General features: G+C 67.4%; 12 protein-coding genes. 5 read left to right on the top strand and 7 right to left on the bottom strand.

Features of this window, described 5'->3' with window-relative positions:
• Positions 1–2: 2 nt before the first annotated feature.
• From NED98_RS16610 to NED98_RS16580, 7 genes are all read right to left on the bottom strand, one after another.
• Positions 3–1,655, bottom strand: coding sequence for an AMP-binding protein (locus NED98_RS16610; RefSeq protein ID WP_265313722.1), 1,653 nt, complete (start codon positions 1,653–1,655; stop codon positions 3–5).
• Complete coding sequence (locus tag NED98_RS16605; protein ID WP_265313721.1) at positions 1,652–3,259, bottom strand: tannase/feruloyl esterase family alpha/beta hydrolase; 1,608 nt, start codon at positions 3,257–3,259, stop codon at positions 1,652–1,654. The genes NED98_RS16610 and NED98_RS16605 overlap by 4 nt, the downstream gene beginning before the upstream one ends.
• Positions 3,256–4,131 carry an alpha/beta hydrolase gene (locus NED98_RS16600; RefSeq protein WP_265313720.1) on the bottom strand — a complete coding sequence of 292 codons (876 nt, stop codon included), beginning with the start codon at positions 4,129–4,131 and terminating at the stop codon, positions 3,256–3,258. Before NED98_RS16600 ends, NED98_RS16605 begins: the two co-directional genes overlap by 4 nt.
• An 11-nt stretch (positions 4,132–4,142) precedes the next feature.
• The gene (locus NED98_RS16595; RefSeq protein ID WP_265313719.1) at positions 4,143–5,660 is read right to left on the bottom strand and encodes a carboxylesterase/lipase family protein; all 1,518 of its coding nucleotides are present in this window, start codon (positions 5,658–5,660) and stop codon (positions 4,143–4,145) included.
• The gene (locus NED98_RS16590) at positions 5,657–8,920 is read right to left on the bottom strand and encodes a family 78 glycoside hydrolase catalytic domain (protein ID WP_265313718.1); all 3,264 of its coding nucleotides are present in this window, start codon (positions 8,918–8,920) and stop codon (positions 5,657–5,659) included. The genes NED98_RS16595 and NED98_RS16590 overlap by 4 nt, the downstream gene beginning before the upstream one ends.
• Before the next feature lie 18 nt (positions 8,921–8,938).
• Positions 8,939–11,623 (bottom strand): TonB-dependent receptor domain-containing protein, encoded by a 2,685-nt coding sequence (locus NED98_RS16585; RefSeq protein WP_265313717.1) that lies wholly within the window; start codon positions 11,621–11,623, stop codon positions 8,939–8,941.
• Positions 11,624–11,868: 245 nt separating this feature from the next.
• The gene (locus NED98_RS16580) at positions 11,869–12,195 is read right to left on the bottom strand and encodes an ACT-like domain-containing protein (protein ID WP_265313716.1); all 327 of its coding nucleotides are present in this window, start codon (positions 12,193–12,195) and stop codon (positions 11,869–11,871) included.
• 311 nt (positions 12,196–12,506) lie between these two features.
• On the opposite strand from NED98_RS16580, the gene NED98_RS16575 reads away from it, so the two are divergent.
• The 5 genes from NED98_RS16575 (at position 12,507) to NED98_RS16555 (ending at position 20,299) form a co-directional block, all read left to right on the top strand.
• Complete coding sequence (locus tag NED98_RS16575; protein ID WP_265313715.1) at positions 12,507–13,655, top strand: pyridoxal phosphate-dependent aminotransferase; 1,149 nt, start codon at positions 12,507–12,509, stop codon at positions 13,653–13,655.
• 150 nt (positions 13,656–13,805) lie between these two features.
• Positions 13,806–16,259 (top strand): TonB-dependent receptor plug domain-containing protein, encoded by a 2,454-nt coding sequence (locus NED98_RS16570; RefSeq protein ID WP_265313714.1) that lies wholly within the window; start codon positions 13,806–13,808, stop codon positions 16,257–16,259.
• A gap of 14 nt (positions 16,260–16,273) precedes the next feature.
• Positions 16,274–17,551 (top strand): aminotransferase class V-fold PLP-dependent enzyme, encoded by a 1,278-nt coding sequence (locus tag NED98_RS16565; protein WP_265313713.1) that lies wholly within the window; start codon positions 16,274–16,276, stop codon positions 17,549–17,551.
• A gap of 59 nt (positions 17,552–17,610) precedes the next feature.
• Positions 17,611–18,234 carry a LysE family translocator gene (locus tag NED98_RS16560; RefSeq protein ID WP_265313712.1) on the top strand — a complete coding sequence of 208 codons (624 nt, stop codon included), beginning with the start codon at positions 17,611–17,613 and terminating at the stop codon, positions 18,232–18,234.
• A gap of 367 nt (positions 18,235–18,601) precedes the next feature.
• Positions 18,602–20,299, top strand: coding sequence for a serine hydrolase domain-containing protein (locus NED98_RS16555; RefSeq protein ID WP_265313711.1), 1,698 nt, complete (start codon positions 18,602–18,604; stop codon positions 20,297–20,299).
• Positions 20,300–20,370 lie beyond the last annotated feature (71 nt).

The raw sequence follows: 20,370 nt of genomic DNA, 5'->3' as shown, positions 1-20,370 counted from the left end.
GGTCATCCTTGGTTGGTGGTTGCGAAAGCCAGCTCAGCGATCATCGCCTCGCGGATCAGATATTTCTGGACCTTGCCGGTCACGGTGGTGGGAAAACTATCAACGAAACGGACGTAGCGTGGCACCTTATAATGCGCGATCCGGCCGCGACAGAAAGCCCGAATTTCTTCCTCGTCGCCGGCACTGTCGGCGCGCAGACGGATCCAGGCGCATAATTCCTCGCCCATCCGCTCGTCGGGCACGCCGATCACCGCGACGTCCTCGACCGCGGGGTGGCTGTAGAGGAATTCCTCGATCTCGCGCGGATAGATATTCTCGCCGCCGCGGATCACCATATCCTTCAGCCGGCCGACGACGGTGCCATATCCCGCCGCGTCGATCACCGCGAGATCGCCCGAATGCATCCAGCCCGCGGCATCGATCACCGCGGCGGTCTTTTCGGGTTCGTCCCAATAGCCGAGCATGACCGAATAACCGCGGGTGCACAGCTCGCCCGGGGTGCCGACCGGAAGCGTCGCGCCATCCTCGCCGACCACCTTGCATTCGAGATGCGGCTGGACCCGTCCGATCGAGCCGACGCGGCGATCGAACGGATCGTCGACCGCGGTCTGGAAGCTCACCGGGCTGGTTTCGGTCATGCCATAAGCGATCGTGATCTCGGGCATGTGGAGCCGTTCGATCACCCCGCGCATCAGCGGCTCGGGGCAGACCGCGCCGGCCATCACTCCGGTGCGCAGCGACGACAGGTCGGTCCGGTCGAGCTTTGCGTGGCCGAGCAGCGCGATGAACATCGTCGGTACGCCGTAAAGCGCGGTGCAGCGCTCGCGCTCGATCGTCGCGAGCACCGAGCCCGCGTCGAAACCGGCGGCGGGATAGACCATCGTCGCGCCGTGGGTGAGGCAGGCGAGATTGCCCATCACCATCCCGAAGCAATGATAGAGCGGGACCGGGATGCAGAGCCGGTCGCCGGGCTGGAGCCGCTGGGCGAGGCCGACGAAGAAGCCGTTGTTGAGGATGTTGCGGTGGCTGAGCGTCGCGCCCTTGGGGTGGCCGGTGGTGCCGCTGGTGAACTGGATGTTGATCGCGTCGCCTGCATCGAGCGTCGGGCCGATCGCGGCGAGCCGCTGGCGCGCGGCGTCGTCGGCGTGGCCCGCAACGTCATCGAACGCGATCCAGCCGGGATGCGTCGCGGTGCCGATGCAGACGATCCGGCGCAGCGCAGGGAGGTCGGGCCCGATCTCGGCGACCATCGCGGCATAATCGCTGGTCTTGAAGCGATCGGTGAACACCAAAGCGGCAAGCCCGGCCTTGGCCATCGTGAACGCCGCCTCGCTGGTGCGATAGGCGGGGTTGATCGTCACCAGCACCAGCCCGGCGCGCGCCGCGGCGAATTGGGTGACGGTCCATTCGACGCAATTATGCGCCCAGATCCCGATCCGCTCGCCCGGTTCGAGCCCGAGCGCGAGCAGCCCGGCGGCAAACGCATCGGCGCGATCGAGCAGTTCCGCGAACGTCCAGCGGATGCCCTGTTCGACCGAGACCAGAGCCTCGCGCTCGCCCCAGCGCGCCGCGGCCTGCGCCAGCGCCTCGCCGATCGTATGCTCGATCAGCGGCGGGGCCTGGGTGCCGTGGACGTGGCTGAGGGTGAGCGTCACGATTTCATCCCCGGCGCGACGCAGGTGAAATTGGCCGCGTCGTCGGTCGAACCCTTGCCGGTCCAGCGCGCGACCTTGGGCCAGGCGCAGAGCGGGCGGGTGCGGAGCGGCTTGGCCGGGAAGCCGAGATAGCCGAACAGATCGTTGTCGAACTTGGTCGCGATCATCGTCTCGGGCGCCGGGCCGCCCTGACGCCATGTGTCGAGCGTGCCGAGCGCGTCGAACACATTGGGGCCGGGGCCGGCGAGGCAATGCGACATCCCCGGCGCCATGAACAGCCGCACCGATTTGCTGGCCTCGGCGGGCAGGCGCTTCGTCACCGCCTCGAAATAGGCGATCGTATTCTCGGGCGGAATCGCGGCGTCGTTCCAGCCGTGATAGAGGATCAGCTTGCCTCCGCGCTTGAGGAAGGCGCCGAGATCCGGGCTGTCGCTGTCGAGCAGCGGCGCGAGCCGGCGGCCGGCGGCATAATCGCGCGCGAAGTCGAACGCGCCGGGCTGCCATTCGGGGTTCGAATGGACCATGTAGCGGTAGAATTCGGTGGCGAACACGCCGTGCTGCGCCTTGGGGCCGGTGAGCCACACGTCCCAGGTGCCGGGCACCGCCTCCGCGCCGGGCATATAGCCGGGGAAGAATGGCCGCCCCTTGGCGTCGAGCGCGCCGCGATAGAGCGTGCGTGCCGCGGTCACCTGACCCGCGGTGAGGCACGTGGCCTCGTCGCCCGCCTTGCACTGGAGCACCGCCGGATCGAAGCCGCAGCCGCGCGGATCGTCGAGCACGTCGTCCTTCACTCCGTCCTTCGTGTCGCATTGCGCGATCGCGGCATCCTGCAGCAGCTTGAGCTTGGCATTGGGGATGGCGGATTCGGGGCGGGCGAAGACCGCGCGGTCGTCGCGCATGAAGGCAGCCATCATCCGCGTCCAGGCATTGGCGGGGGCGCCGGCGATGATCGCGTCATAATCCTCCGGGTAACGCTGCGCCTCCATCAGCGCCTCGCGTCCGCCGTCGGAACAGCCCTGGAAATAGGCCGCCCTGGGGGCATTGCCGTAATAAGCCGCGATCACCGCGCGGCCGGTGCCGGCGGCGAGGTGATTGGCGCGATGCCCGAAGTCGACGATCTTCTCGGGCGCGTTGAGCGCCCATTTGGCGTCGGTATCGGCGGTGCCGACATGCCCCATATCGGTGCCGACGGTGGCATAGCCCCTGGCGAGCGCGCCCTGCATCGTGAGCTGGGGCAGCAACATGCTCCCGCCATAGCCGCCATTGCCCGCACCGAGCAGCTTGCCGTTCCACGCCGCGGTGAGCGGCAGCCACACCTCGACCTTGATCGACGAGCGCGGCGTGGGGGTGAGCGTCGCGCGGACGCGGCAGAAGGCGACCTGCGAGGGGAGGCCGGGCACCCCCTCTTTGGTGGTGACCATCGCGCCCTTCGCGACTTCCTCCGCCGCGACGACCTTGCCGTCGGCGAGCGTTAGCCCGGTGAGCGCCGCGCAGGCGCCGCCGGCGGGGGTGCCGGGCTGGGTTGCCGCGACGGGGGCGGGGTTGCTGCTCGAGGCGAGGAGCAAAGCGGCGAGCGCGCCGAGCGTACCGACATGCATGTTCATTTGCGGAGCAATCCTTTCGCGGCGAACCACGCCTGCGCCTGCCCGGTCCAGGTGTCGGAGGCCTTGCCGCTCTTGGCGATGCCGAAGCCGTGGCCGCCGTTGGCGAAGGTGATCAGCGAGGCTTCCGCCCCGGCGGCTTTCCACGCATCGACGACCCGCACGGGATCGGTGCCGACGAGCGGATCGTCCTTGGCGGCCATCGCGAGCAGCGGCGGCGCCTTGGCCGGCACGTTGAACGCATCGCCCACCACCCCGGGGTACATCGTCACGACGAAATCGGGGCGGCTGGCCGGCTTGGCGGCCATCACCGTCCACACCGTCACCGCGCCGCCGGCGGAAAAGCCCATCATCCCGATGCGATCAGGCTTCACCCCGTATTTCGCGGCATTGGCGCGGACGTAGCGCACCGCTTCCGCGCCGTCGGCGGTGGCGAGCGGGCGGAGCGGGGTGATCGCCTGCACCAGCGACTTGCGGTTCATCAGCCGGCCGAACAGCACCATCCCGAAATTGTCATTGGTCGGGACCAGCCGGTAGCGCAGCACGAAGGCGGTGATGCCGAGGCTGTTGAGCCATTTCGCGACGCCATCGCCCTCATTCTCGATCGACAGCATATGGAAGCCGCCGCCCGGCGCGACGATCACCGCGGTGCCGGTGGCGATCTTGGGATCGGGCGCGAAGACGGTCAGCGTCGGATCGGAAACGTTGCGGGTGATCCGGCCATATGGCGCCTTGGTCGCGGTGGTCTCGGGCTGCATCGCGCCCATCGATCCGGGGGCGCCATTGGGCCACAGGCGGATCGCCTGTTGCGCCTGCGCCGTCGTGGCGCCAGCGACCAGCGCGAGAAGCGCGGCCAAGCGGGCAAGGATACGCATCATTGGCTTCCTCATTTCTTCTTCGCCGCGTCACGCGCGGCGGCGATCGCCTTGATCGTCGGCGCATCGGCGGGGGCAGTGTCGGTCTTGTCGCCGGCGATCCGCAGCATCACCGGTGCGGCCGGCACGAAGCGCGGCCAGGCGGGCAGGCCCTTGGCGTTGGGATCGCCCGTTTTGGCGAAGTGCGTCCAGTAATCGGCGACCTGCTTCGCCGCCGCCAGATCGGCCGCGGTCGGCTTGATGCCGGCCGCGGCGAGATTGTCGAACTGGAACGGCACGTCGGAGGCATGGACCGCGCCGGGCAGCGACGCGCGTTTTTCCTCGGCGACATAGCCGAAGCGATAGAGCCAGGTCGGCGCCCCCGCCGTCGTCGCGCGCGTCGCGAGCGAGAAAGCGGGTTCGGTGAAGGTGAGGTCGCTCGAAACGTGGCGCTCATAATTCTCCGCCGAGCCATAAGCTGCGCGCACCGCGTCGGCGGCGGGGCCGAGCGTCGCGCTGGCCTTTTCGGCGAATGCCTTGCGAAAGGGCGCCGGGATGAACCCGAGCTCGTCGCTGTTCGAGCCGACGATAGCGCTGATGCCGCGCGCCGCACCCGCGGCGAGCAAGGTGTCGGTATCGCCGGTGACGATGCGCCCGTCGGTGATCGGGCCGGAATAATGCGCCTCGTCGCCGTTGAGCAGGTTGATGCCGCCCTGCACCTTGTCGGCGGGGAGCGCGCGCAACGCGATGAGATCGTTGGGCGCGACATTCTCTCTGGTCGCGAAGGCGACGCCCTTCGCCTCGGCCGCGGCGAGATCGGGCCAGCTATCCCGCCCGCCGCCCGAGGCCGCGATCGCCTTAACGAACAGCCCCTTGGCGGCGGGCGAGACCATCAGCCGGCCGACCGATTCCCCGCCGGCGGATTCGCCGAAGACGGTGACGTTCGCCGCGTCGCCGCCGAACGCCGCGATGTTGCGCCTGACCCAGTCGAGCGCGGCGATCTGGTCCATCAGCCCCCAATTGCCGGTCGCGCCGCCCGCCGCCTCGCGGGTGAGCGCGGGGGTGGCGAAGAAACCGAACCGCCCGAGGCGATAGTTGAGCGTCACGACCACTACGCCGCGCGCGGCTAACCGCGTCCCATCGAGGATCGCTGCGCTGCCCGATCCGGTCGAGAAGCCGCCGCCGTGGATATAGACCATCACCGGCAGCCTGGCACCGGCGCGTGGCCGGGGCGTCCAGACGTTGAGGAACAGGCAATCCTCGCTCATCGGCTGATTGCTGTTGGCGACGTCGCCCGGCATCCGCGACTGGACGCAATCATTGCCATAGCCGGTCGCGTCGCGCGTGCCGGTCCAGCCCGCGACCGGCACGGGGGCGTGCCAGCGCAGCGCGCCGACCGGCGCCGCGGCATAGGGAATGCCCTTGAAGCTGGCGATGCCGTCGGCGCTCGCGCCGCGCAATGCGCCGCCGTCGGTGTGCACCACGGGGGCCTGATCGGCCGGCGCGGCGGCGGCGAGCAGCAGTGCGAGCGCAGGCAGAACGGCTTTCATCGATGATCCCCGGTGACGAAGGTGAAGCTGCCCGGGCCGGTGGCGTATACCGTCGCGGCATCGGTCTTGCGCAGCAAGGTCGCACCCTCCGGCACCGAACCCACGGCGCCGAACCCGGCCGGCACCCAGATCTCGCCGGTCGCGTTCAGCGGGATCGTCGCGGTGAGGCTTAGCCGGCCGTTGTCGACCTGCCACGCGGCGCGCGCCTCGCCCTGCGGGGTCGCCATCGTCGCGGCGGCCGAGGCGAGCCCGCGCGGGATTTCGGGGCGGATCACGACGCTGCGATAGCCCGGCGCGCCGGGGCGCAGGCCGGCGAGCCGCTGGCGCATCCAGTCCGCGATCGACCCGAAATAATGATGATCGAGTGAGCGCGCCTTGAGCGTCCACGCCTCGAACATCGTCGAATGCCCGTTCCTGATCCAATAGCCCCAGCTCGGCTCGTCGGTGCGCGTCGCGACGCGATAGGCGAGGTCGGCGTGGCCGTAATCGCTGAGGATATCGAGCAGATAGCGCGTGCCATAAACCCCGGCGCGCAGCCCGCGCGCCTCGACATCGCGCGCGATCGTATCGGCGACCTTCTGCTCCGCCCCAGCGGGCGTCATCCCGAAGGCGAGCGGCAGGATATTCTGCGACTGGGTGGGCGCCTTGGCCGCGCCCTTGTCGTCGAGCGTGCGATACCAGCCGTTCGCGGCATCCCAATAACGCGCATTATAGGCGCGGCGGATATCGGCGGCGAGCGCGGCATAGCGGGTCGCATCGGCGGTATTGCCGATCACCGCGGAGGATTTCGCCAGCAGATCCGCCTCGTGGAAGAAATAGGCCACGGTGATCGCATCGATCCCGCCATTGTTGGTGGCGAAGATATCGAGCGGGCCGGGCGCGCTCCATTCGCTGAGCCCGGTGTTGTGGCGATAGTCGGGCGCCTTGAAGACGGTGGCGGTATAATCGACCAGCCGCTTCTGCATCTCGTGCATCCGCGCGAGGATGCGGGTGTCGCCCTGCGTCTGATACAATTCCCACGGCAGGATCATCGCCGCGACGTCCCACGGGGTCGACGGCCCCCAGACGAACGACCAGCCGGGCGTCCCCTCATAGCCGTAGAAGGGGGTGGCGGGGACGATCTCGGGGAGCTCGCCGCTCGCCGCCTGCGCATCGGGGAAATCGGTGAGCCATTTGGTCCAGACGCGCGAGATATCGAGGCTGCGCGCCGCCGCGCCCGCCGATGCCTGGGCGTCGCCGGTCCAGCCGTTTTTCTCATAGGTCGGCGTATCGGTCTGATAGCCGTGCATATTGTTGAGGATCGTGGCGATCGCCGCCTGATCGATCTGGTTGAGCAGCGGATCGGCGCTGGTGAAGCTGCCCACCGCGGCGACCGCCGAATGTGCGACCTTGCCGGTCAGCGTCGCCAATGTCGGGGTGCCGGGGAAGCCGCGTAGCTCGACATAGCGGAAGCCGCGATAGCCGAAGCTCGGCGCCCAATGTTCGCGTCCCTTGCCGGCGAGCGTGTAGCGATCGGTCTGGAGCTGCGCGTCGATCAGCCCCGAGGCGGGGACGACAAGCCCGTCGTCGCCGATACGCTCGCTCGCGACGAGCGAGACGGTGGCGCCGCGCGGCCCGCTGACGTCGAGCGCGGTCCAGCCAGCGAAGATCCGCCCGAAATCGTAGACCCAGACGCCGGGTTTCACCTCCTTGAGCGAGACTGGACGGATGTCCGCGACCGGGGCGATCGGCTCGACATTGGCGGCCTGCAGCACCCCCTTCGGCCCGGATACGGTCTGTACCGCGCCCCAGCCCTTGCCCGCAAAGCCGGGCATGTCCCAGCCGGCCGGCAGCAGCCGCGCGTCATAGCGCTCGCCGCGGTGGAGCGAATCGTTGAGCGTCGGGCCAGAGATCGTTCGCCAGCTCGCATCGCTCGCGATCGTCTGGCGCGAGCCGTCGGCGAACGTCACCTCGAGCTGGGTCTTGAGCGCGGGCTCGCCGTGCCACGGTGCCTCGTTGAAATACCATTCGTTGGGATCGGTGAGGCCATACCAGCCACGCCCCAGTTCGGCGCCGAGCACGTTGCGTCCGACGCGGACGCGATCGGTGACGTCATAGGTCTGGTAGAGGACGCGCTTGTCATAGGCGGTGAACCCGCTCGCCATCGCGCTCGCACCGATCGTGCCGCCGTTGAGGTGGACGCGCGGCCAGCCCGCCCCGGCGACATAGAGCCGCGCCGCGGCGATCGGCTTCGCCGGCAGCGTGAAATCCTTGCGGACCAGCGGGGCGGGGGATTCGATCGGCAGGACGATATCGATATTCGGCACCCCGGCCGCGACGACCAGCCCGTCGGCCTCGACCGTGCCGCCGACGAACGGATTGTCGTTGGCCGCGAAGCGCGTCGCGAATGCCGGGCTGCCGGTGCCGGTCACCTCGGCGGCGTGGATCGTCGCGGCCTTGGCGTCGCGCGAGGAATAGCCGATCGTGCCGTGGGTCTGCGCGGCATCGGTGATCGTATCGACCTGCCTGCCGTCGATCGCGGTGACGATGCTCGTGCCGCGCGCGGTGATCGTGATGCGGTGGCGGACGCCCTTCAAGGTGACGCCGGTGAGCGGTACGCGCTTCAATTCGGTGAGCTTGACCCCCGAGCTCGAGCCGCCCGGATAATGCCGCACCCGCGCGATCAGCACCGCGCCGGTCTTTTCCTCGGCGAGCGTCCAGACATAGGCCTCGCCATAGGTCTTGCCCGCGGCGCGCGCGCGGAACAGCAGGTCGATCGAATTGCCTGTCAGCGTCAGGTCGCTGGTGAAGCGGAGATCGGCCCAGTCGTGATCGCGGCGCGCGGGGCCGGCGATCCATTGCGCGGACCAGTCGGCGGGGGTGAGCAGCCCCATTTCCCACCACGCCGGTCGGCTCCAGCCGCTTTCGCGGCCGTCGATGTCCCATGTCTTGACCTGCCACCAATAACGCGTCCGCGCGGCAAGCGCGGTGCCGGCATAGGGGATTTGCGCATTGGCGGCGGAGGCGATCCGGCCGCTGTCCCACAATGGCCGATCGGTCTCGAGCGCCTCGGCGCTGTCTGCGACGCGGATGCGATAGGCGATCTGCCGCCGCGCGCTCGGCTGCCAGCCGAGACGCGGCGCGGGTTCGTCGATGCCGAGCGCGGCGTCGGTATATTCAACCGTGAGCCGTGAGGGGGCGGGATCGGCCCCCTCTGCGGCTGCGGCGACGGCGAGCAGGGCCGCCACGCCGATCGTCGGGATCGACCACGGAAATGACACCGGCTTGATGACCCCCTCCTAGAATTTGGTTCGGATACCGAACGTTACGAGCCTACCCAGCGTGGTGCCATTGGTATAGGCGGCGGACGTGTTGAGCCACGGCGGATCCTGATCGAACACATTGTCGATGTTGACGGTCAGCATCGCATTCTTGACGAAGCCGTGCTCGCCGAGATCGTAACCGAGGAACAGATCGACGGTCTTGAAGGCGTCCACCCGCGTCTGCTGCGGCACGAGGAGGATCGGATAACCGCCCCTGTAGTTGAACGAGGCCGATCCGACGAACCCGCCCGCCTTGCCACCCAATGTGGCGACGAAGGAGAGGCGGCCGACGCCGTTCTCGAGATCGTCGGCGAACGGGCCGCCGGCCACCGCCTGCGATTTGCGGTTGAGCGTATAGGTGCCCGCGACGCTCGCGTTGATCGCGCCGAACCCGGTCTTGCGGACATAGGACAGGTTGAAATCGAGCCCGTCGGTATTGACCGCGCCGAGATTGTTACGCCGCGCGTCGATCACGATATACGGACTCTTGCCCCCGGCATAGAGCGAGTCGATGCTCGGCGCGCCGACCACATTGAGGTTGCCGACCAGCGCCTTGGCCTGCGCCAGCGTGGGGTTGACGATATAATAGCCGGCGAAATTGGGCTGGGTGAACAACGTCGGCTGGGTGAACGGCACGAGCCCGATCGCGTCCTTGAACCGCACATTATAATAAGTGAGGTTGAGCGCGAGGCCGGGAATCCGGCTCGGTGCCCAGTCGAACCCGACCGACCAGGTATGCGCGCGTTCGGGGCGCAGCTTGGGATTGCCCCCCGCCAGCACGACGGTCGAGCGCAACTGGTTGAGCGGGCTCGCCCCCGGCGCGATGAACGGGCTGAACGGGAGCGCGGTCGCGCGTGAATCCGACGTGCTGCTGGTATCCGCGAGGCTCGGCGCGTTGAACGAGGTGCCGTAATTGCCGCGGATCGTCAGGTCGCTGATCGGCTTGTAATTGATGCCGACCTTCGGATTGGTGGTGCCGCCCTGATCGCTGTAATCGTCGTAGCGGATCGACCCCGAAAGCTGCAGTCCGCGCAGGCCGGGGCTGCCGTTTTCCGGCCCGATCAGCGGGATCATCAATTCGCCGAAGGCCGAACGCACGTCGCGCGAGGTGCGCGAGGTTTTGACATTGGCATAGGACCCGACCGCCCCTTGCGCGATCCGCGAGGCGAGCCCGGCATAATAATATTCCGCGCCGACCGCGAGGCGCACGTCGCCGCCGGGAAGCTGGGCGAGCGAGCCATCGAGGATCAGCCGGCCATCGGCCATTTCCTGCGTCGCATCGCCGTAATTTTCGTAATTGCGGATCGCGGCGAGCGCGGCGGGGCTGCTGGCGGAGAGGTTATAGGGGTTGAGTGCCATCCCGGGGATTAGCCCGGCGAGCGCCAATGTGGCGGTCGTCGTGTCGATCGCGCCTTCGCGCACCTGATTATAGCTGCGGCCGAAATTGCTCTCGGCGCGAAGCTGCCACTTGTCGCTGAGCTTGAACGAGAAGCCCGGGGTGACGCCGTAGGATTCGAAGCGCTGGCGGCTCTTCAGGCTGTTGCCGAAGACGTCGGCGAACGAAAAAGACGCATTCTGCTGCAATTCGCCGGTGATTGAGCGGAAGAACGGGTTGAGCACCGAGATCGTGCCCGACATCATCCCCGGTGCCTCGCTCACGGTCGTGTCGCGCCGCGACCAATAAGCGGTTGCCGAGAAACTGACGCTGTCGTTGAGCCGCTGGGTGAACGAGCCGAAAACCGAATTGCGCCGCTCGCGCGGGAACAGTGTGGCATAGGCATTCGGATCGCACTTGTTGACCGTGCCGGCGACGAGCCCCGGGAGCGCGTAATTGGTCGCGCCGACCTGGATATTGCCCGGCGCGCAGGTGGTGACACGGAAATCGCTGCCGCCCTTCGCGCGGAGATCGGGCGAGGTATAGTCGCGGTCCTTGTTGTAGATCTCATTGTGCCAGACATAGGCATAAGAGAGGTAGAGCGAGCCGCTGCCCCAATCCTTGCCGACGGTGAGATTACCGTCGACCGAGCGGTAATCGCCGACGAAGCCGTAGCGCATATTGGCCGACACGCCGTCGAAGCGCTTGCGGGTGATGAAGTTGATCACCCCGCCGATCGCATCCGAGCCATAGACCGCCGAGCCGCCGTCGGGCACCACCTCGACACGCTCGAGCACGTCGGGCGGCAGGATCGAGGGATCGATCGTGGTCTGCAGGATTCCCGCGCCGACCCCGCGCTGGCCGTTGAGCAGCACGAGCGTGGTGTTGCCGCCCGATGCGCCGAGGTTGCGGATATTGGGGCGCACGATCGGCAGCCCGAAATTGGCGAGGCCGACCGGGATCGTGCCGAAATTGCCGACCTGCGGGATCTTGGCGAGAAGATCGTTCGACGAATTGACGCCGCGCGCGACGATCGTGTCCTGCGTGATGCCGATCACATTGGTGCCGGTGGGGGCGACCCCGCGCAGCAACGTGCCGGTGACGACGACATCGGCCTGATCCTCGGCGGGCTGCGCATCGGGCTGCGCGCCGATCGTGTCGGTCGCGGCGGCGGTCTGCGCCTGCGCGGTGCCGGCGGCGGCCAGCATCACCGCGATCGCGAGCGTCGAGAGCCCGGCGAGCGTCGCCCGACGTGAATTAGGCTGCGGTCGAACTTCGGTGTTCATAGATCCTCCCCGTCTGAATCGTTCGAACTCTTGTTTTTCCGCGCGTCGTCCGGCGGGCGGAATCGCTCACACGGCGACTTTCCACAATCGTTCAATCTCGATCTTTTTCGATCATGTCAATGATCAAATTAGATTGCGAAGGGCGGGATCTGGTTTCGGGAGGGGCGTCGCACGTAAACGCGCGCCGCCACCCCGGCCTCGAGCCGGGGTGGCAGGAGAGGTGGAGAAAAAAGCGCGCCGGTCGCTCAGGCGGGCAGGCGCGCCCGCTCGGCGGGACGCACCGACGCCGATTGCACCGCGACGATCGCCTCGATCTTGGCGAGCAGCACCGCCAGCGCGTGATCGGGGAGATTGTCGACGTCGACCGCGAAATGCTGCACCCCCTCGCGCCGCTCCGCCGCGATCGAGAGCGGGAGGATATTGTGCTGCGCGATCAGCCCGAGCACGCGGAGCAGCGCCTGCGGGCAGAGGTCGGCGGCGACCGACAAAGTGACGATCCGCTCACGCGGCACCTTGGTTTCGGCAGACTGATTCCGGCGCGCAGACGCCGCGCGCGACATGACATTGGACATGGAAAAGCACTCATCATTCGAATGAAAGATGCGCCGGTGCAGCGGCGCGGACGGCGCGCCGGATCAGTTGATCCGGCAGCTCGTAATTCGAATGCGGCTGCTCCGACCCTGCACGACCGAAGCGCCGGCGGTAAGTCGCGCCGTCGCAAGGATCGTAAGAAGGGCTCGTGCCGTGATCATGCTGCGCGGCGCTTAGCCGAAAATCGCGGGCGATTTCCACAGCTTTTTGTGCCGGCGGGGCATGCCCTCCGGTTATCGCCGCGATCCAGCTTGAGATCGCAATTCGCCGTTACTGGCGTTAAGTGGTTCGCATGTCCGCTATCATCGATCCGTTCCACGCCATCGCCATCAGCCGTACGGCGCATCGCCTGACCGCGGAGGGGCGCTCGATCATCCATATGGAATTCGGCCAGCCCTCCACGGGCGCACCCGCCGCCGCGATCGCCGCCGCGCATCATGTGCTCGACCATGATCCGATGGGCTATTGGGAGAGCGGCGCGCTCAAGGCGCGGATCGCGCGGCATTATGCCGAAACGCAGGGGCTGACGATCGATCCCGAGCAGATCATCCTGACCTGCGGGGCCTCGCCCGCGCTCGTTCTCGCTCTGTCGTGCGTGTTCGCGCCGGGCGAGCGGGTGGCGTTCGCGCGGCCCGGCTATGTCGCCTATCGCAACACGGTGAAGGCGCTGCATCTCGAAGCGGTGGAAATCCCCTGCGGCGAGGCGGAAAGGTTCCAGGTCACCGCCGAGGCGATCGAACGGCTCGACCCCGCGCCGCACGGGCTGATCCTCGCCAGCCCCGCCAACCCGACCGGGACGATCGTCGCGCCCGAGGAAATGGCGGCGATCGCCGCGGTGTGCCGCCGGCGCGGCATCCGCATCGTCTCGGACGAAATCTATCACGGGCTGAGCTATGTCGGCCCCGCGCGATCGATGCTGCGCGACGACGCCGGCGCGCTGATCGTCAACAGCTTCTCCAAATATTTCAGCATGGCCGGCTGGCGGCTCGGCTGGCTGGTGGTGCCGCCCGAGCTGATCGACGCGGCGCGCGCGCGGATGGGCAATCTGTTCCTCACCCCGCCGTCGCTGGCGCAGCATGCCGGGCTGATCGCATTCGACGAGCGCGACGAGCTGGAAGGGCATATCCGCACCTATGCGCGCAACCGCGAGCTGATGCTCGCCGCGCTGCCCGCGCTGGGATTGCGGCGGATCGCGCCGCCCGACGGGGCTTTCTATATCTATGCCGATATCGGGCATCTGACCGACGACAGCATGGATTTCTGCATGCGGCTGCTGGTCGATACCGGAGTCGCCACCGCGCCGGGGGTCGATTTCGATCCGGTCGAGGGGCATCGCTTCATGCGCTTCAGCTTCGCGGTGTCGACCGATCGCGTCGAGGAGGCCCTGCGCCGCCTGACGCCGTGGTTCGCCGCGCAGCAGGCGGCGGTGGCGGCGGCGTAGGATATCGCGGAGACTGGCCGCCGGTCACCGCTTCGTTGCGCTCCCGTAAAGGCCGGCCCGGCTTTCTCTTTTCCTTAACAGAGGCGTAGCCTTACCGTCATTGAGCCTCGCCATAGCTCCGCGCTCACCATCCGGGAGGGACACGGGGATATGAAGGCGTCGTTCTGCGCGCGGTTCAATGCGTTGCTATTGGTTTCTTCGCTGGCGGTGCCGGCGGCCGCGGAGACGCGCGCGCTTCCCGAAGACGACGGGGCCGCCCCGGCCGCGGATACCGCCGACAGCGCGGATACCGTCATCGTGACGGGTACGCGGTCGCAGGCGCAAACCCAGTTTTCCGCGCTGTCGCCGGTCGATGTCTTCTCCGCCAAGACGATCCAGTCGACCGTGTCGAGCAGCCTCGACACCAAGCTCGCGCAGCTCGTCCCGACCTTCACCGTCAAGCGTCTGCCGTCGTCGGACGGCCCGCAGTTCGTCCGTCCCGCATCGCTCGACGGGCTGTCGCCGGACATGACGCTGGTGATGGTCAACGGCAAGCGCTTCCACCGCTCGGCCTTTCTCAACGGCGGCGCGGGCGGCGCGCAGGCGGCGGATCTCGCGCAGATCCCGTCCTATGACATCAGCCATGTCGAGGTGCTGCGCGACGGCGCGTCGGCGCAATATGGCTCGGATGCGATCGCCGGGGTGATCAATATCATCCTCGACGACAAGCCGGGTTTCTCGGTCTACGGCCAGGGCTCGCAATATTATCGCGGCGACGGCCGGCAATGGCAGCTCGGCGGGCGCGCGGGCTTCGCGCTCAACGGCGGCGGGCATGTCGTCGTCACTGGCGAATATAGCGATTCCGACGCCACCTCGCGCACCGCGCAGCGCCCCGACGCGATCGCCTTCCAGGCCGCCAATCCGCAGATCGCGGTGCCCAATCCGGTGCAGCATTGGGGCAACCCGGAATTCAAGGCGCTCAAATTCGCGGTCGATGCCGCGACCCCGATCGGCGACGCGCTCGAACTCTACGCCTTCGGCACTTATGCCCGCACGCGCGGCGCCAATGACATCAACTGGCGCAACCCGACCCCGGGGGTGAACGACAATATCTTCGGCAAGCCCGGCGCGCCGTTCTTCCCCGGTTTCGATCTGCGCAAAATCTATCCGGCGGGGTTCGCGCCGCGCGAGGGCATCCGCGCCAATGACGGGCAGGCGGTGGCCGGGCTGCGCAGCAAGGGATCGTCCAATTTCACCTGGGATGTCAGCGGGTCTTACGGCGTCAACGACACGCAGTTCATCCTCAACAATTCGATCAACGCCTCGCTGGGGCCGGCAAGCCCGTTCAACTTCAACCTCGGGCATCAGATCCAGCGCGAATTCAACCTCAACGCCGATGCGGTCTATCGGCTCGACGTTGCCGGGCTGCCGCAACCGGTGAATATCGCGTTCGGCGCCGAGCGGCGGGTGGAAACCTATAAGGTCGTCGCGGGCGATCCGGCCTCCTATATGGTCGGGCCGGGTGCCGCCGCCGGGCTGGCCGCGCAGTCGAACGGCTTCCCCGGCTTCGGGCCGACGCAGGCGGGATCGTGGAGCCAGACCGATTATGCCGGCTATCTCGACGTGCAGGTGCCGCTGACCAGCGCCTGGACGGTCGAAGCCGCGCTGCGCGACGAAAATTACAATACGTTCGGCAATACCTTCAATTACAAGTTCTCGACGCGCTACGAGCTGGCGCCGGGCATCGCGATCCGCGGCGCCTATTCGACCGGGTTCAAGGCGCCGAGCCCCGGCCAGCTCAACTCGACCAGCATCAGCCAGGGGCTCGATACCAGGACGCTCCAGCTCTTCACCACCGGCCGGCTCTCGCCGCTCAACCCGGTCGCGGCGTTCTTCGGCGCCAAGCCGCTCGAGCCGGAGGAATCGAAGACCGCGACCGCCGGGCTGGTATGGCGCACCGCGAACGGGCTGAGCGGGTCGCTCGATCTCTATCAGATCAAGGTGACCAAGCGCTTCAGCCTGTCGCCGACCTTCGTCGTCACCCCGGCGATCCGCCAGCAACTCGTCGCGCTGGGCGTCGCGGGGGCCAATGATTTCACCAACATCAACTTCTTCACCAACGATTTCGATACGCGCACGCGCGGCGTCGATGTGGTGGTGTCCTATAATCACGCGCTCGGCGGCGGCAGGATCAACGCCATCGCATCCTATTCCTATACCGATACCAAGGTGACCTCGGGCTCGCTCACCGCGGCGAACAACCTGATGCAGCGCACGATCTTCGAAAAGGGGCTGCCCAAGCACAATGCCAGCGCGACGATCACCTATGACATCGGCGATGTCACGTTGACGGCGCGCGGGCGCTATTATGGTTCGTGGACCGATTCGAGCGGCAATGCGACCGGCGATATCTTCCAGAAGTTCGGCGGGATCGCCTTCTTCGACGCGTCGATCGGCTATCAGGTGACGAAGCAGGTCAACGTCCGCATCGGCGCGGAAAATCTGTTCAACACCTATCCCGACAAGGCGCTGTTCCAGGCGAGCCGCGGCCTCGTCTATTCGCGCAACTCGCCCTATGACACCAATGGCGGCAATTATTATCTCCGCCTCGAATGGCGTTATTGAGAGGGGCGGCGATAATGACCAACGGCTCCACCCGCCGCGAACTCTTGGGCGCGGGCGTCGCGGCGGCTACGCTCGCCGCACCGGTCCGCGCGCTGGCCGGGGATTCTTTTGCGGGTGGGGCGATGCCGACCGACGAAGCTTATTGGCGAACGATCGCCGCGCAATATGACCTGCCCAAGGGCATCGTCCAGCTCGAGAACGGCAATTGGGGGGCGATGGCGCGCCCGGTCTTCGCCGCCTATCAGCGGCACCTCGCGCGAGTGAACACCGAGACATCCTTCTACTCGCGGCGTGGTTTCGGGGCGGATGCGATCGCGCTGCGCGATCGCGTTGCGGCGGAGATCGGCGCCGCGCCCGACGAGATCGCCTTCACCCGCGGCGCGACCGAGGCGCTGCTCGGACTGATCGGCGGTTACAACCGGCTGCGTGCGGGCGATCAGTTGCTCTACGCCGATCTCGATTACGACAGCATGCAGGCCGGGTTCCGCTCGGTGGCACGGCGGCGCGGGCTTGAGGTGGTGACGATCGCGCTTCCCGAACCGGCGACCTATCAGACTATCATCGACAGCTATGAGGCGGCGCTGAAGGCGCACCCTAGGGTGCGGCTGATGCTGCTCACCCATGTCAGCCACCGCACCGGGCTGGTGGTGCCGGTGCGCGAGATCGTCGCCATGGCACGGGCGCGCGGGGTCGATGTCATCGTCGATTCGGCGCATGCCTTCGGGCAGCTCGATTTCAAGGTCGGCGATCTCGGCGCCGATTTTATCGGCTACACCTGCCAGAAATGGATCGGCGCGCCCCTCGGCGTCGGGCTGTTCTACATCAAGCGCGACCGGCTTGACGCGATCGACCTGAGCATCGGCGAGGATCCGGGGGCGCGCGACACGATCCAGCAGCGCATCCACACCGGGACGACCGATATCGCCGCGCTGCTGACAGTGGGCGACGCACTCGATTTCCACCACCGCATCGGCATCCGCGCCAAGGAGGCGCGGCTCCGCCATCTGCGCGACCTGTGGGCCGAACAGGGGCGGGCAATGCCCGGGATCGAGGTGCTGACGCCGAGCGACCCGCGGCTGACCTCGGCGCTCACCTCGTTCCGGCTGAAGGGGATGACCAGCATGGCCGACAATCGCGCGCTGGCGAAGCAATTGCTCGATCGTTTCGGCATCTTCACCGTCGAACGCGACGGCCCCGCGCGCGGTGCCTGCGTCCGCGTGACGCCGGGGGTCTTCACCAGCAGCGACGACGTCGAGCGGCTGGTCGCGGCATTGCGAACGCTGCGGCGGTAACGACATAACCGTGCCGCGAAAGCGTGGGCGTCCTCGTCGGGACATGCTACACGCCGGCCGTGGCCGATCTTCCTTTGTTTCTCGCGTTTCTCGCCGCAGCGTCGATCCTGACGGTCACGCCGGGCGTCGATACCGCGATGGTGCTCCGCACCGCGACGGTCGACGGCCGCCGCCCGGCGATCCTCGCCGGGCTGGGGATCACCGTCGGGTGCCTGATCTGGGGCGGGGCGGTGTCGCTGGGGCTCGGCGCGCTGCTCAAGGCGTCGGAACTGGCCTATACGATCGTCAAGATCGTCGGCGCGGCCTATCTGTGCTGGCTCGGCGCGAAGCTGCTGATCGCGCCGCGGACCGCGTTGGATCCGGGGCAGGCTGCCCCGCCCGCCGGCGGGGACGCCTTCATCCGGGGGCTGCTGACCAATTTGCTCAACCCCAAGATCGGGGTGTTCTACGTAACCTTCCTGCCCCAGTTCGTGCCGGCGCATATCGATGTCGCGCGTTATTCCTTCTTCCTCGCCTGCGTCCACGTGCTGCTCACGCTCATCTGGTTCGCGGCGCTCATCGCGGCGGCGATGCCGCTCGGGCGCCTGCTGCGCCGGCCGAGCGCGATCCGGCGGCTCGATCGGCTGACCGGCGGGGTCTTCATCGCCTTTGGCATCAAGCTCGCGACCTCGTCCGCGCGTTGAGAAAGTGATCGCGGCGGGCGCGTTGACCTTTCTCCAATAAGAGAATATTATCCGATAAGATAATCGAGCGGCAGTTTCTGACCCGCGCATCCACCGCGGAAACGGGGAGCAGGTGTCGGGGTGAACGCAGGGGAAGGGGGTGTGCCCGAATTCGGGCGAAGGTTCGATGCGCGCGCCGTTTGGCGGAGTCGCGGAGTCTCGGCTCGCCAGATTTGCGGAAGAATCCGCTGCGGCGCCAGCACGTCGTAGGCGGAAGCCGCGCCGCTCGCGTCATGAAAACCGCCGTAAGCCGGAGCATCCTGTCTGAATGCCCACCCCTGTCCGCGCCGGGGGTGGAAGCCAAGTGACCTATATCGAAAGGGAATCGATGATCAGCAGCAGGCGAGAAGCGCTGGGACTGGGCGTTGCCGGCATGATGGCAAGCGCGCTGCCGGGGATCGCCCGCGCGGCGACCCCCGCCACGCTCGTGATAAAGTCGAAGGGGCGGGATTATGCCGCGGCGCTCGACAAATTGCGCGACTATGCCGCCGCCGAACTCGCCGCGGTCGGACAGCCGGGGATGACGATCGGCATCGTCGACGCCGACGGGTTCGCCGCGACGATCGCGCTCGGCTGGGCCGATGTCGAAAACAAGGTGCCGGTGCGCGCCGATCATCTGTTCGAGATCGGGTCGATCAGCAAATCGATCTCCGCTCTGTGCATCCACGCGCTGGCCGACGAAGGCCGGCTCGACCTCAATCTGCCGATCTCGCATTATCTGGACGGCGTGCCGCTGCCGGACGCGCCGATCACGACCCAGCAATTGCTCAACCACGCCGCCGGCTTCGCGCATGACGCCCCGGTCTTTCCGGTTTCGCCCGACGGCCGGTTGTGGAACGGTTTCGCGCCGGGATCGCACGCCTCGTACAGCAACATCGGCTATCTGCTGCTCGGGCTGATCATCACCCGCATCACCGGGCGGCCGCATCCGGAGGTGATCCGCGAGCGGGTGCTCGTCCCGCTGGGGATGACTGACGCCACCGCGCATCTGCTCGCCGCCGATCGCAAGCGTTATGCCACCGGCTATGTCCCGATGATCGAGGATCGCCCGGTGATGACGCAATCGCCGATGGTCTCGGGGCTGCTCGCCGAGGGCGATTTCGCCTCGGGGGCGGTCGCCGCTTCGAGCGATGCGATGCTCGGCTATCTGCGTTACGTGCTCGCGCTCGGGCGCGGGACGGGCGCGCCGATCATGTCGGATGCGCACGCCAAGGCGCTGCTCGCGAACGATATGGAGCTCGACGAATTCGGCCCCGGCGCGCGTTATGCGAGCGGCTTCGCCAAGGTGAAGATCGACGGCAAACCGGTGCTCCACCACACCGGCGGGATGGAATTGTTCACCTCCTCGTTCCACGTCGATCCGGTCGCCGGGGTGGGCTGTTTCGCCAGCGTCAACGGTCGCGTCGGGCCGTATCGCCCGCGCAAGACCACCGCTTATGCGATCGAATTGCTCCGCGCGGTGCGCGACGGCAAGCTGCTGCCTGCCGCGCCGGATCCGCTCGCCTATCGCAAGGTCGACAAGCCCGCGCCGCTGCTCGGCCGCTGGTTCGGCCCCGAGGGTCGCTCGTTCGAGCTGAAGGCGGTGCCGGGCGGGGTGCGGCTGGTCGCCGGCGGGTCCGAGGGGCGCGTCGAACTGTCGGGCGAGAACGAACTGGCGACCGATCATCCGTTGTTCGACCGGCATTTGCTGACGTTCGAGGTGAAGGGCGATCGCGCCACCGGTCTGTGGTGGGGCGAGCAATGGTTCGCGCGGACCAGTGCGCCCGAGCAGCCCGCCGCCGATCCGGCGCTCAAGCCGCTTGCGGGGGTCTATACCACGGGCAATACGGCGGAGCGGGTCACGCTGCTGGCGCGCGGCAAGGCGCTCCACCTCGAAGGCGTGGGCGAACTGGTCCGCCGGCCGGGGGGCTTCTGGTCGCCGAAGAAGGACGTCGGCGGGGTGACCCGGCTGTGGTTCGACAAGGTCGTCAACGGCGCGCCTTATCAGGTCTCTTTCTGTGGCATGCCGCTGCCGCGGCTGAGCTGACGGAGCGCTCGGACGTTGAGATAGGGTGGCCCATGCGGCTGTCGATATGGACTCCTTCTGTGGAATGAGGA

The sequence above is a fragment of the Sphingomonas lycopersici genome, assembly GCF_026130605.1.
GTDB classification, from domain to species: domain Bacteria; phylum Pseudomonadota; class Alphaproteobacteria; order Sphingomonadales; family Sphingomonadaceae; genus Sphingomonas; species Sphingomonas lycopersici.
The sequence above is the reverse complement of the archived record's forward strand: the minus strand, read 5'-3'. Positions and strand labels throughout refer to the sequence as shown.